The 13005-nt window shown below is 63.8% G+C and carries 10 protein-coding genes; 4 read left to right on the forward strand and 6 right to left on the reverse strand.

What is annotated here, in order from left to right:
- Window positions 1-57 precede the first annotated feature (57 nt).
- Together AC0Z35_RS12795 and AC0Z35_RS12800 are read left to right on the forward strand one after the other, a co-directional pair.
- Window positions 58-741 (forward strand): transglutaminase-like cysteine peptidase, encoded by a 684-nt coding sequence (locus tag AC0Z35_RS12795; RefSeq protein ID WP_485132086.1) that lies wholly within the window; start codon window positions 58-60, stop codon window positions 739-741.
- A 17-nt stretch (window positions 742-758) separates the two neighbouring features.
- Window positions 759-2711, forward strand: a complete 1953-nt coding sequence (locus tag AC0Z35_RS12800; RefSeq protein WP_485132087.1) for a bifunctional diguanylate cyclase/phosphodiesterase — start codon at window positions 759-761, stop codon at window positions 2709-2711.
- A 100-nt stretch (window positions 2712-2811) separates the two neighbouring features.
- On the opposite strand, the gene AC0Z35_RS12805 is transcribed toward AC0Z35_RS12800, so the two are convergent.
- Genes AC0Z35_RS12805 through AC0Z35_RS12815 form a run of 3 tightly spaced genes read right to left on the reverse strand, consistent with a single transcriptional unit; the run spans window position 2812 to window position 6058 of the window.
- Window positions 2812-3639: a M48 family metallopeptidase gene (locus tag AC0Z35_RS12805; RefSeq protein WP_046803556.1), complete on the reverse strand. Its 828-nt coding sequence runs from the start codon at window positions 3637-3639 to the stop codon at window positions 2812-2814.
- 37 nt (window positions 3640-3676) lie between these two features.
- Complete coding sequence (aroC, locus tag AC0Z35_RS12810; protein ID WP_046803557.1) at window positions 3677-4744, reverse strand: chorismate synthase; 1068 nt, start codon at window positions 4742-4744, stop codon at window positions 3677-3679.
- A 36-nt stretch (window positions 4745-4780) separates the two neighbouring features.
- Window positions 4781-6058, reverse strand: coding sequence for a putative bifunctional diguanylate cyclase/phosphodiesterase (locus AC0Z35_RS12815; RefSeq protein ID WP_223265054.1), 1278 nt, complete (start codon window positions 6056-6058; stop codon window positions 4781-4783).
- Between the two features lie 628 nt (window positions 6059-6686).
- Between AC0Z35_RS12815 and AC0Z35_RS12820 the strand changes: the two genes are divergently transcribed.
- Together AC0Z35_RS12820 and AC0Z35_RS12825 are read left to right on the forward strand one after the other, a co-directional pair.
- Window positions 6687-8654 (forward strand): EAL domain-containing protein, encoded by a 1968-nt coding sequence (locus AC0Z35_RS12820; RefSeq protein ID WP_485132088.1) that lies wholly within the window; start codon window positions 6687-6689, stop codon window positions 8652-8654.
- Between the two features lie 8 nt (window positions 8655-8662).
- Window positions 8663-10222 carry a sensor histidine kinase gene (locus AC0Z35_RS12825; RefSeq protein WP_485132089.1) on the forward strand — a complete coding sequence of 520 codons (1560 nt, stop codon included), beginning with the start codon at window positions 8663-8665 and terminating at the stop codon, window positions 10220-10222.
- Here AC0Z35_RS12825 and AC0Z35_RS12830 read toward each other — a convergent pair.
- The 3 genes from AC0Z35_RS12830 to AC0Z35_RS12840 all read right to left on the reverse strand — a co-directional run bounded on the left by AC0Z35_RS12830 (window position 10204) and on the right by AC0Z35_RS12840 (window position 13004).
- A complete protein-coding gene (locus AC0Z35_RS12830; RefSeq protein ID WP_006218682.1) occupies window positions 10204-10923 on the reverse strand; it encodes a response regulator transcription factor in 720 nt (239 codons plus the stop codon). The two genes, AC0Z35_RS12825 and AC0Z35_RS12830, sit on opposite strands and share 19 nt — an antisense overlap.
- A gap of 225 nt (window positions 10924-11148) precedes the next feature.
- The gene (locus tag AC0Z35_RS12835; RefSeq protein WP_485132090.1) at window positions 11149-12636 is read right to left on the reverse strand and encodes a protein adenylyltransferase SelO; all 1488 of its coding nucleotides are present in this window, start codon (window positions 12634-12636) and stop codon (window positions 11149-11151) included.
- Window positions 12633-13004 (reverse strand): DUF2069 domain-containing protein, encoded by a 372-nt coding sequence (locus AC0Z35_RS12840; RefSeq protein WP_046803560.1) that lies wholly within the window; start codon window positions 13002-13004, stop codon window positions 12633-12635. The genes AC0Z35_RS12835 and AC0Z35_RS12840 overlap by 4 nt, the downstream gene beginning before the upstream one ends.
- Window position 13005 lies beyond the last annotated feature (1 nt).

Below are 13005 nucleotides of genomic sequence, written 5' to 3' on the forward strand. Positions count from 1 at the left end.
CCGATATTTTTTTCAGGCGAGCCTTATACGCGCTGGAAAAATGTGAAAATCCGTTTCATGTCCTCGACTCACCGTTTCCGCAGCCTGCGGGGCCTATGCCGGTTGGTGTTGCTGTGCCTGGCTTGCGTCTGGGGCGGAAGTTTCGCCCTGGAGGTCAGCTCGGACCGGCTGCAAAGCCTGGCCGCCAGCCGCTACGGCCCGAAAGGCGCGAAGGCGGTGGGCAACTGGCTACAGCTGTTGCGCAACCCGCCCCCGCGCGAAGAGCGGGACAAGCTGACGAGCGCGAACGATTTCTGGAATCAGTCCCTGCTGTCCGGCGAAGACATCACCCTTTGGAAGCAGGCAGACTACTGGGCCACGCCGCTGGAATCCCTGGGCAGGGGCGCCGGCGATTGCGAAGACTACGTCATCGGCAAGTACTTCACGCTGCTCGCGATGGGCGTACCGGCCAACAAGCTGCGTTTCATTTACGTCCGCGCGCGCGTGGGCGGACCGGCCAGCAGCAGCCAGGTCGCCCACATGGTGCTGGGCTATTACGACACCCCCAACGCGGTCCCGCTGGTGCTGGACAGCTTGATTTCAACCATCCTGCCGGCTACGCAGCGACGCGATCTGACGCCGGTGTTCAGCTTCAACGCCGACGGCGTCTACGTGGACGGCAAGCCCGCCGCGCCGGTTGACCGCCTGAGCCGCTGGCGTGATCTACTTCAACGCATGGAACGGGAAGGCATCCGCCCCTGATGTCCGGAAATAAGACTATGTCCATACTTCGACAGTTACTGCTCAGCGTTACCTTGGCAATCGGCGTCATTTTGCTGGGCACGCTGGCGCTTAGCGTGAATTCGGCGCGGGAATACCTGTCCGGCCAGTTGCAGGTGCAGAGCACCGACGCGGCCGTGTCGCTGGCGCTGTCCTTGTCGCAGCCCGCGAACAACGACCCGGTGTTGCAGGAATTGCTGGTGTCGGCGCTGTATGACGGCGGACATTTCTCGTTGGTGCGGCTGGCGGATCCGGACGGCAAGGTGCTGATCGAACGTCGCTCCACCGCCACGCCGAAGTCGGTGCCGGCATGGTTTCAAAAGCTGGCGCCGCTGGACACGCAGCCAGCCAGCCACGCGGTCAGCGACGGCTGGCGTCAGGTGGGTGAAGTGACCCTGATCGCCAACGATTCTTACGCTTGGGAAGCGCTGTGGCGCAGCAGCTTGAAGATGATCGCGCTGGTGATCGGCGCGGGCGTGCTGTGGGCGGTGTTTGCGTTCGTGCTGGTGGGCTGGATCAAGAACCGCCTGCTGCGCGAAATCAGCGACCACGTGCGCAGCATCGGGCGCGACACGCCGCCCGAACAGGTAGAGGCACGCGTACCCGAGTTGTCGGGCGTGGTGCAGGCCTTGAACCAGACGCGCGAACGCGTCTACGCCAGCGTTGAGGAACAGAACGCCAAGATCGAATCGCTGGAACTGGAACTGAACCAGGACCCCGTCACGCGTCTGCCGAACCGCAAGTATTTCGTGAACGAATTCCGCCGCGCGCTGGAAGCGCCTGGCGTGACGGGCGGCCATGTGCTGGTGTTCCGTCAGCGCGATCTGGCCGACCTGAACCGCCACATGCCGCGCGAATTCATCGACCAGTGGCTGCGCGCCGCTTGCGAACGCATCCAGGGTGCCTTGAAGGCGCTGAACGTGTCGGCCCCGTTGCTGGCGCGCTTGAATGGTTCGGACTTTGCATTGCTGCTGCCCGGTTGCGCGGCGCCCCAGGCGATGATGGTTGCCGAACGGCTGCGCACCGATCTGCATGCCACCCGCATTCCCGTTGGCGAAGGGCATTTGTGCCGCTGGGCTCTGGCCATGACGGACTATGGCCAAGGCAGCCAGGCTGGCCCCGTGCTGGCAAGGCTGGACTTTGGATTGATGCGAGCCGAAAGCGCCAATAGCGATCAAGTGGTGATTGCGGGTGCGACCGACATGCAGTCCCCGTCGGAATCGGGTGAACGGGCGTGGAAGGACGCGATTCTGACCGCGCTGGAAGACCACCATTTCGAGCTGGCGACCGAGCATCTGTTGGCTGCCGACGGCACCGCGCTGCGCACCGAAGCGATGCTGATGCTACGCACGGCGCCCGACCAGGTCGCCATTCCCGCCACGCTGTTCATACCGCCGGCGGTGCGCCTGGACCTGGTGGCCGACTGCGATCTGGAATCGGTGCGCCTTGGCCTGGACTGGCTGGCGGACAACCCGGGTGAAATGGCGGTGCGCGTGGCGCTGCCGTCGCTACGGGGCCAGAAGTTCTTCCGTCAATTGGCGCTGTTACTGACCGAACGCCGTCCGCTGGCGCACCGCCTGTATCTTGAAATCGACGCGCACGGCTTGGTGGAATGCCACGAACAGATCGCCACGCTGGCGCGCGTGACCTCGGAGTTTGGCGCGCATATCGGCGTGCGCCGCCTGGCGCAGCAGTTTGGCGCCGTGGCGCAGCTGCACACGCTGCCCCTGTCCTATGTAAAACTGGGCGGCGGTTTTGTGGGCGGGATGTCGCAAAGCCCGGGCAGCCAGCAGTTGACGGCGTCGGTGCTGGAGACGGCACGTTCGCTGAACATCGACGTCTACGCCGAGGACGTGCCCGACGCCGAAACGCAGCGCATCCTGGCCGGCCTGGGCATTGCCGTGATGCGCGGACCGGGCGTCAAACCCGCGGCCGGCGCGGCATCGGCATAGGCGCGGGCATAGACGTAGCCGGCACCTGCATCAACAAATACGCCGCCTGGATCTCCAGGCGGCGTATTTTTTTATTCCCCGCGATCGCAGGACGATGCGGCTATTTCTTTGCTTGCTGATACAGCGGCAGGACTTGCTGCGCGGCAGCTTGCAAGTCGGTGATGCGGGACTCTGCCGACGGGTGCGTCGACAGGATTTCCGGCGGTGCGTTGCCGCTGCTGGCCGCGCCCATCTTCTGCCACAACGTCACGGCGGCGCGCGGATCGAAACCGGCGCGGGCTGCGAGTTCGACGCCCATGCGGTCGGCCTCGGTTTCGTGGGTGCGGCTGTTGGGCAGCGAGAACATCACGTCGGTCAGTTGGCCGCCCAGGTCAGACGCGGCGCTGGAGCCCGTGGCGATGGACAGTACCGACAAACCCAGGTTCGTGGCCATTTGCTGCGAGACGCGCTCGCGCGCATGTTCGCGCAGCGCGTGGGCGATCTCGTGGCCCAGCACCGCCGCAAGCTCGTCGTCGGTGGGCTTGATCTTGGTGAGCAAGCCGGTATAGACGGCGATCTTGCCGCCGGGCATGCACCACGCGTTGATTTCATCGCTGGAAATCACGTGTTCTTCCCATTTCCAGCCCACCGCGTCTGGCCGGAATACGCCAGCCTGCGCGATCAGCCGCTGCGAAATGGCGCGCACGCGCGACAGCTGTTGCGCGTCGCGGTCCAACAGGCCCTTGGCCTGCGCCTGCTTGAGGATGTCGGCGTATTGCTGACTGGCTTCCTGCTCCAGCGCCTGGGAGGGCACCAGGCTGGACATGTATTGCGTACGGTTCACGCCTATGGCACCGGATTGCGTGGTGTTCATGCCCGTGCAACCGCCCAGCAGTGCCAAGGCAAGCACGGCGCCGGCGCCGCGCAACAGATGACGATTACGTTTCAAGTCGGCCTCCTGAAGTCGTTGGCAAGAGTGTCGGGGATCAGAGCGGATCGCCGCACTGGCCGCGATGGCGCAGCGCGTGGTCGATCAGTACCAACGCCAGCATGGCTTCGGCGATGGGCGTGGCGCGGATGCCAACGCAAGGATCGTGACGGCCCAGCGTCTGCACCATGACGGGCTCGTTCGCACGATTGACCGAGCGGCGTTCAACACGAATGCTGGACGTGGGCTTGATGGCCAGCGACACCGTGATCGGCTGGCCCGTTGAAATACCGCCCAGCACGCCGCCCGCATGGTTGGTCAGGAAACCATCGGGCGTGATCTCGTCGCCGTGCTCGGAACCGCGCTGTGCGATGCAATCAAAACCCGCGCCGATGGAAACGCCCTTCACGGCGTTCAGGCCCATCATCACGTGCGCGATGTCGGCATCCAGGCGGTCGTAGATGGGTTCGCCCCAGCCGGCGGGCAGGTTTTCCGCGACGACTTCAATGCGGGCGCCGACGGAATCGCCATCGCGGCGCAATTGGTCCATATAGGCTTCAAGTTCCGGCACGATCTGCGCGTTGGGTGCGTAGAACGGATTGTTGGGCACCTCGTCCCAGGACTCGAACGGGATGGCGACGGGGCCCAGCTGGCTCATGTAGCCGCGCACCTTCACGCCATATTGTTCGGCCAGCCATTTCTTGGCGATGGCGCCGGCCGCCACCGTGGGCGCCGTCAGCCGGGCCGACGAACGGCCGCCGCCGCGCGGATCGCGCACGCCAAACTTGCGCCAATAGGCGTAATCGGCATGGCCCGGCCGGAACGTATCGGCAATGTTTGAGTAGTCCTTGCTGCGGGCGTCCGTGTTGCGGATCAGCAGACCGATGGGGGTCCCGGTGGTGACGCCTTCGTAGACGCCCGACAGGATTTCGACCTGGTCGGCTTCCTGGCGCTGCGTGACGTGACGCGACGTGCCAGGGCGGCGGCGATCCAGTTCAAGCTGGATATCGGCGACGTCCAGGCTTAGCCCCGGGGGACAGCCATCCACGACGCAACCGATGGCCGGCCCGTGGGATTCGCCGAAATTCGTGACGGTAAAAAGGGTACCTAGGGTATTGCCGGGCATAGGGAGTCAACAGGTCGGATTTGCAAGCAACCCCGATTATGACACCGCCGAAGCCAAAGCCTGGATTTCCGAGGCGGGAGCGGGCCGGCCCAACAGGAAGCCCTGCATCACCCGACAACCCAGCGACTTCAGAATTTCACGCTGCCCTTCGGTTTCAACGCCTTCGGCCACAACAGGCAGACGCATCGCCTGGCACAAACCGAAAAGAGCGGATACCACTTCGCGGCTGCCGGCATCGGACTCCAGCGCGGAAATGAAGCTGCGGTCGATCTTGACCCAGTCGATGGGCAGATGACGCAGGTGGTTCAGGCTGGAATAGCCGCAGCCAAAATCGTCCAGCGCAATGCCGATGCCCTGCGCGCGCAACGTGTTCAACATCTTCACGTGGCGCTCGTAGTGCAGGATGAAAATCGACTCGGTAATTTCCAATACCAGTTTGCGAGGCGACAGCTGCGTGGCCTTCAGCACGTCGGCAATCAGCTGCACCAGGCCGTCTTCATTCATCTGCTTGACGGACAGATTCACATGCACGCGCCACGCCGGGGGCCACAGGGCGGCCTGCGAGCATGCACGCTCCAGGATCCAGGCGCCCAACGGCACGATCAGGCCGCTGCGCTCGGCCAGCTCGATGGTAACGGCGGGCGACACGCTGCCCAGCGTGGGGTGATGCCAGCGCAGCAAGGCCTCGCAGCCCTGCACGACGCCGGAGCCGCTATCGCAAACGGGCTGGTAGAACAATTCGAACTGCTCCATGGCCGGCGTGGTCAGGGCCAGGCGCAGATCATTTTCCAGGCCCTGCTCATCGCGATGCCGCGCCAGCAGACGGAAGTCAAAGAGATTCCATCCCGGTCCACCGCGCTCTTTGAGCGGCACCATGGCCACCTGCACGCAGCGTTGCAGTTCTTCGACCGTGCGGCCATGCTCGGGATAGAGCGCCGCCCCCACCCTGAATACCGCAATCAGGGTGCGCCCGCCAAGCGCGTAGGGTTCGCTAAGGTCTTCCAGCAGCTTGGCCGATACCTGGGCGGCGCCCACTTCGTCCACTTCGGGCACGCAAATAGTGAATGAATCCGTACCGCTTCGGGCCACCATGCCGCCCAGCGTCCGGGTGATGAGGCTTAGGCGATCGGCAACCAGCACCAGCAATGCCTGGTCTTCGCCGGCGCGCAGCATGGCGCTGATCTCGGCGTATTGTTCAAAGCTGACCAGAAAAAAAGCGCCTCGGCGCGCGGGCCCCTCTTTTTGCGTCAGCCAGGCACGGGCGCGACGGTGCAATTCCTGCTGACTCAAAACGCCGGTCAACTCATCGCGCATCAAGCGACGACGCAGGGCGCGCTCCCTGCGCACAAAAAACAGACTGATCGCCGCCAAAGCGCCTGCGAGCGTCAGACACAGTGCGAGCAGGTAACTCTCACGCACGGAGCCCCCTATCTGGAAACCCTTGGCGTTGCGGTCCAGAAGGAAACCCAAGGGCTGTAACATTTTTTAAATTATGCATTATTTTCGCAAAAAAACGCCACACTTCGAAGGCAACGCGCCTCTTTTCCTTGTATTTCGAAGGTTCTTAGGATGCTCGAGGGGGGTCATGTCGGTCCTTGGATAGCGTTAGCCGGCCGGTCCGCAGACCCATGCCCTACCCTTACTACGACAGGTAAAGCCCAAAAATTAATACGTGGTGTCTCAATAGTTCTCAATGGGACGATTATCACGATCGAAATAATTGCACAGCTTGTCTGACGTGGCGCCTAATTTCGTAATATTCTGTACGTTCTGTGACATGCCGAATTACAGTGTAAGCGGCGCTGCTGAGGTATTAGTAACGTGTGTCACGTTTCTTATCCAGCTTTTTTCGCGCTGGGCACGTTCTTTGCCCGGCGCCCCCTTTACCCGGGCGACCCAGTAATCTTGGCTTGCTTGATGCCCGCGAAGGGAATTGACCGACATGTCGACATTACGCCGATTACTTTTCTGCACTGCCCTGCTGGTCGGCTTCATTCTGCTTGGCGCACAGGCGCTGGGGATGGTCGCTGCCCATCGCTATCTGAATACGCAACTTGCCCAACAGAGCGAAGGCGGCGCAAGCGCCTTGTCGTGGGCGTTGGCGCACGCCTCGTCCCGCCCCGATGAGCGGGTGGCGTTGGCGGATGACCTGTTTGGACAGGGCCTGTATTCCATGGTGCGTATCGCCGATGAAGGCGGCGCCACGGTGCTGGAACGGCACAAGGCCGCAACGGCCGGTCGCGACAGCGACTGGCGTACGGCCTGGCTAAACGTGCAGGCCCCCGCCGTGTCGCGCCCCTACGTGTCGATGGATGGCGGCGCGCGCGGCACCGTCACCGTGCAGGCGGATGGGCGCTTGGCTCGCGACACGCTCTGGCAAGGCGGGGTACGCGTTCTGGGACTGGTGCTGGCGGCCGGCGTGTTCTGGTCGCTGTTTGCCTTCAATCTGGTGCGCTGGATCGAGACGCGCACCTCGCGCGACATCTGTGATCGCGTGCGTGCGTTGGCGCCGGGCAGCAGCGCGCCGCCCGCCGGGTCTTGCGAGCTGGCCGGGGTGGATCAGGCGTTCGTCGACGCGCAGCGTCGGGTGGCCGCGACCGTCGAGGAGCAGAACGCAAAGATCGAGTCGCTGCAAAGCGAGATTTACCGCGACCCCATCACCCGCCTGTCCAACCGCAAGCACTTCATCGACCTTTTCCGCGCGGCGCTGGCGGACAAGTCGACCGATGCGGGCGGCCACATCCTGATGTTCCGCCAGCGAGACCTGGCCCAGATCAACCGCCATCTGTCGCGGGCGTTCACCGATCAATGGCTGCGGTCCTCGTCCGACCGTTTGCGCAAACTGGTGGCGGAATTTGGCGGGCCCTCGGCGCAGCTGGCCCGGATCAGCGGGTCGGATTTTGCGTTGTTGCTGCCGTGCACCTCGGCGCCGCAGGCAAGCGTCCTGGCCGAACGCGTACGCCATGAACTGCGCGCGCTGCGCGTGCCCATGGACAAATATGGATGGTGCCGGTGGGCGCTGGCGATGGCCGCTTTCGCGCCCGGCGACAACATGAGCGATACGCTGGCCAGGCTGGATCACGCGCTGATGTGCGCGGAAAGCGCCGACGACGACCAGATCACCCCAGCCAGCCAGGCCGCCGACAGCACGCGCATCGGCGAGTACAGCTGGCACGACGCCCTGGTCACCGCACTGGAGCAACACCGCTTTTCGTTGTCGGTGCTGCCGCTCTACGCCGTGACGGGCGAATTACTGCATCACGAGGCCAGCCTGACGCTGCATGACACCACAGACGGCGACCCGGTCCCCGCCTCGATCTTCATGCCACCGGCAGTGCGGCTTGGCCTGTCGGCGGAGTGTGACATCCAGGCGATCCGGCTAGGGCTGGACTGGCTGTTCACCCGTTCTGCCGCGCTGACGGTGCCGGTATCCCTGGCCTCTTTGACCCAGACTTCTTTCCTGTCGCGGCTTGAACGCATGTTGGCGGATCGCCCGGCGTTGACCGGACGGCTGTTCATCGAAGTGGACGCCGATGGTTTGATCGAACAAGCCGGTGACCTGCGTCAGCTGTGCCGCATCGTGACCGCGGCGGGCGCCCGCGTCGGCCTGTCCAGGCTGTCGCAGCAATTCGGCGCGATGGAACGGCTGCACGAATTTCCGGTTTCCTATTTGAAATTGTGCGGCAGCTTCATTACGGGTTTGCGCCATAGCCCGGGCAGCCAGCACCTGGCCGCCACGGTCATGGCCACGGCGGCAACGCTGGACATGGCCGTATACGCCGAAGACGTTCCCGATTCCGCCACCCAGCTCATTCTGGAAGACCTGGGCGTCCGCGCGATACGTGGGGCTGTCGTAAACTTCGCCCATACGCGCGAGCTGGCGCCGGATCACCAATGGGTTACTAGTTGAAGGAAGGATTGTTTCTTCGCATCCACGGCCTTTTCGGCGCACGAGGCGAACGCCGCGCCGCGACAGGATCGCAAGCCCTGTTGTCGCCACTGGGGCTATTGCTGGTGTGTGCATTCTTCTTGCCGGCGGTCGCTCGGGCCTACGGTGTCTCTCCCCCAATTGCAGGACTACAGCTTGGCCTGACGGCGGGCGTCGCCATTGCGTGCGGCCTGACGTGCGCGCTGGTGTGGGCGTGCGCCCGCGCGTCGATTTACGGCGCCGGCCTGGCCTTCGTGACACTGGAAGGCGTGTTTCGCACCTTGCCCACATTGCTGCCGCCGGGCGCCCTGCAAGCCGGCTCTTATGCCGCGTTGCTGGCCGTAACGGCGCCGCTGGTGACAGGTGCCGGCGTGGCCCGGTCCGCAACCATCGCGACCGCATGCCGTGCGTTGAGCATGGCGCTGGCCGGCGTGGCCGCATTGGCGCTGATATTCGTCTACGAAACCGAAGATGGGCTGATTCCAACCCTGATCGCGGGGCTGGGAGCCGGCATCAGCGCGGGCCTGGCCATCTGGTTCGCCGTCCAGGCCGCAACGCAAAAAAAAGGCCGCCCGCTGGCGCTGACCGTGGCGTGTATTCATGCCACGACCGCGTGGATGCTGGGCGGCGAGGCCTGGCTATCGAACGGCGCAGACACGTCCGGTTCGCTGATTGAAGTGGCGCGGCTGTTGTTGGTGACCGGCGCCCTGCTCGGCTTGGCGCTGATCGGCCAACGTCACGGAAGCGCCGGCGACCGCCGGGCGGGTCAGGACCACGCGGATGCCGAACATGTTGCCCAGGGCGAACTGCGCGTGGCGGAACTGGCCGGCGCGCTGGACACGCAACGCCAGATGAACGCGTTGATTTCGCACGAGCTGCGCGCGCCGTTGGCCACCATCAGCGCGGCCGCGCAATCGCTGGACATGATCCTGTCCGACAGCGGTGAAGCGGTCGACACGCGCCTGGCTCGCATCCATCGGTCCGTTTCGCGGATGACGGAATTGATGGACCAGCTGCTGAACCAGGACCGCCTGGGCGATCAGGCCTGGACGCCCAGGGGCGAGCACACGGATCTGGCGGAGTTGGCACGCGATGTGGTGACGGCGATGCGGCCGGACACCGCGCACGCGTTGCTGCTGGACGCCGATGACCCCTTGCCGGTGTTCTGCGACCGCCCGCTGACCAGCGTGGTCGTGCGCAACCTGATTCACAATGCGATCAAGTATTCACCGGCCAACGAGCCGGTCCGGATTGAAGTGGGTCAGATACGTGAAGGGGATGCGCCGATGGCGTGGCTGGCGGTGGTGGATCGCGGGCCGGGCATCGAAGAACAGGACCAGCCACGCGTGTTCGAACCGCATTTTCGGCGTTCCGCGCATCGGGAAACGCAAGGCATGGGCATCGGGCTATATCTGGCCCGGCGCATTTGTCAGAACCAGGGCGGCTCGTTGACCCTGCACAGCAAGGTGGGCGTGGGGACGCGCTTTGTAATCACCCTGCCCGTCAATGCCCCCGGAGAGCCGGGCGCGGATCAGGCGGCGAAAACGTAACCCTGACCGCGCACCGACAACACCGGCAACTTCAGGCCCGCGCTTTGCGCCTTGGCGCGCAGGCGGCTGACCAATACGTCAATACGGCGCAATTCGAAACCGCCCGGGCTTTCAGGCAAAAACAGTTCTGCCAGCACCTGCCGGCTGACGGCATTACCTGCCGCGTCCATCAGCGCCATCAAAAACGTCCGTTCTTGGGCGCTAAGGTGCAGCGAGGCGCCGTCCGGGGCCACCAGGATCCAGCCCCCGTCTTGCAGGGACCAGGTGCTGTCGGCCGAGGCGCGGGTTTCAGCATCGGCGGGGCGCGGGGCCTTGGCCAGCCGCATCCGGCGCGCCAGGCTGCGAATCACGGAACTGAGTTCCAGCAGGTCGACGGGCTTGGTCATGTAGACGTCAGCGCCGCCTTCCAGCCCGCGCACGCGGTCTTCAAGCGCGCTGCGGCCGGTCAGCATGACAATGCCCACGGGGCTCAAGGCTCGTAGACGGGTCGCAACCGAAAAGCCGTCCTCGCCAGGAAGATGCGCGTCCAGGATGACAATGTCGCACGGCTGTTCCTGCAATCGGCGATAGAACGCCGCAGCATTGTCACAAGCAAACGCTACCCGAAAACCATAGCCGCCCAAGCCTAACGCCAATTCCTCGCGGAAGTCAGCGTCATCCTCGAGCAGACCGATACATAGCAAACCATCTGCGCCAGGCATATTCAGAGTGCTTTATATTGAAAATTGTCGACAAATGCCCCATGGATGCGGTATGCGATCCTGAGTGTCCCGCAGGCGACAATCTTACGAGATTTACAATGGAAACGAATGATTGCAGCGAAAAAAAGCGTGATATTTCGCTCTCTATCATCGCTTTTTCGCGTAAATCGCAGGAAAACGCCCCCGCCACCGCCCACCTTTGCGCAATTCGGGATAATCCGCGCGTTAAGACGAGCAGCTGACTTCCAAACTTCCGGCCCAATCCGGGGGCAACCCGGCGTAACGTTCGTACCCGACCTGCGCCGTGTACGGGTCGCGCAGCAGCCGCATCAATGTGTCGATTTCGCTGGCGTCGCCCGTCTTGGCAGCCCGGATCGCCTCTTCAGCCAGATGATTTCGTAAAACATATAGCGGGTTCACGCGGTTCATGCCGTCGGCCACTTCTTGCGCGGGGCGGCCCTCTTGTGCGTGGCGCGCCAACAGACGGTCCAGCCATGCGCCGGCAGCGGGACGGTCGATGAACAGGTCTTCGAACCCGCTGCGCTGCCCCAGCACCGCATCCGCCAATCGGCGCCACGACAAAGTGAAGTCCGCTTGATTCGCGTCCATCAGTTTAAGCAGGTCGTCCAGCAGCGGCTCGTCGGCCGGCTGCCAAGCGGCCAGCCCCAGTTTGGCGCCCATGCGGTCGTGGAAAGCGCGCGTGAAAACCGCCTCGAATTCGTCCAGCACCGCCCGTAGCGGCTCGACGTCTTGCACCAGCGCGTGCAGGCTTCCGCCCAGGCGATACAGGTTCCACAGGGCCACCGACGGCTGACGATTCCACGAATAACGCCCTTCCGAGTCGGAATGGTTGCAGACGTGCCCCAGCCGGAAACCGTCCATGAACCCATAGGGGCCGTAATCCAGGGTCAAACCCAGAATGGACATGTTGTCGGTGTTCATCACGCCATGGCAAAAGCCCACGGCCTGCCAATCCGCCATCAGCCGCGCGGTGCGGTGCGTGACGGCACGCAGCAGATTCAGATACGGGGCAATCCGGGCCTGGGCCGGATCGGCCGGCGCTTCGCGGCATTCAGGGTAAAAGCGGTCGATCACATAATCGGCCAGCGTCTTGAGCAGTTCGGGCTGGCGGCGTGACGACCAATGTTCAAACGAACCGAATCGCACGAAGCTGGGGGACATCCGGGTCACGATCGCGGCCGTCTCGACGGTTTCCCGCATGACCGGGTCGTCAGATGTCACCAACGCCAGGGCCCGCGTGGTGGGGATGCCCAAGCCGTGCATGGCTTCGCTGGCCAGGTATTCGCGTACCGAGGATCGCAGCACGGCGCGGCCGTCGCCCATGCGCGAGTACGGCGTCATCCCGGCGCCTTTCAACTGCAATTCCCAGCCGCCATCCGGCCCTTGGACTTCGCCCAGCAAATGGGCACGGCCATCGCCCAGTTGGCCGGCCCACACGCCAAACTGATGGCCGCTGTAGACCGCCGCCAAGGTGTCGCCGCCCGGCAAGGGTGCGCGGCCGGAGAACACTTCGAGGAATTCCGGCGTATCCAACGCGGCCGGGTCCAGGCCGATCAACGCCGCAGCGTCCGCATTGGCGTGCAACAGGCGCGGATTATTCAGGCCTTGCGGCGCCAGCCGGGTGTAGAAAGCAGCGGGCAACGCGGCAAAGCTGTTGACCGCTTGAAGTTCGGAAAGAGATCTGGCATTCATGCGCGTTGGCTCCTGGCGGCGCGCTTGGCGGGCCGCACATAGAAAATGGCGCTAAGGAAAAAGATAGCCGAAAGAACGATTTCGCCCCAGGCCATCAGGACGGAAAGCGGCGCCGGATCCGACATCGCCCGCACCACGCCTTCCATCAGATATAGCAGCGACAACATGGACGCCCACTGATAGGTATAGAGGTTGCCGCGCAAAATGCCGCGCAACGGAAAGGCCAGCGGCAACGCCTTCAGCAGCATCCAGGACCCGCCCGGCCGCAGCGGCGCCACCACCGTTTCCCAGGTAATGCACAAGACGATCAAAGCGAACAATGACGCCGAGGCCAGCAGGCGTAGACGGGGGTTGAGTTCGGGATTCATG

The sequence above is a fragment of the Achromobacter sp. 1L-A-4-B-C2 genome (assembly GCF_057291955.1).

Coding starts and splice junctions, on each gene's coding strand:
- AC0Z35_RS12795 (WP_485132086.1), top strand. CDS start 58: ATGTCCTCGACTCACCGTTTCCGCAGCCTGCGGGGCCTATGCCGGTTG.
- AC0Z35_RS12800 (WP_485132087.1), top strand. CDS start 759: ATGTCCATACTTCGACAGTTACTGCTCAGCGTTACCTTGGCAATCGGC.
- aroC (WP_046803557.1), bottom strand. CDS start 4,744: ATGCCCGGCAATACCCTAGGTACCCTTTTTACCGTCACGAATTTCGGC.
- AC0Z35_RS12815 (WP_223265054.1), bottom strand. CDS start 6,058: ATGCGCGATGAGTTGACCGGCGTTTTGAGTCAGCAGGAATTGCACCGT.
- AC0Z35_RS12820 (WP_485132088.1), top strand. CDS start 6,687: ATGTCGACATTACGCCGATTACTTTTCTGCACTGCCCTGCTGGTCGGC.
- AC0Z35_RS12830 (WP_006218682.1), bottom strand. CDS start 10,923: ATGCCTGGCGCAGATGGTTTGCTATGTATCGGTCTGCTCGAGGATGAC.
- AC0Z35_RS12835 (WP_485132090.1), bottom strand. CDS start 12,636: ATGAATGCCAGATCTCTTTCCGAACTTCAAGCGGTCAACAGCTTTGCC.
- AC0Z35_RS12840 (WP_046803560.1), bottom strand. CDS start 13,004: ATGAATCCCGAACTCAACCCCCGTCTACGCCTGCTGGCCTCGGCGTCA.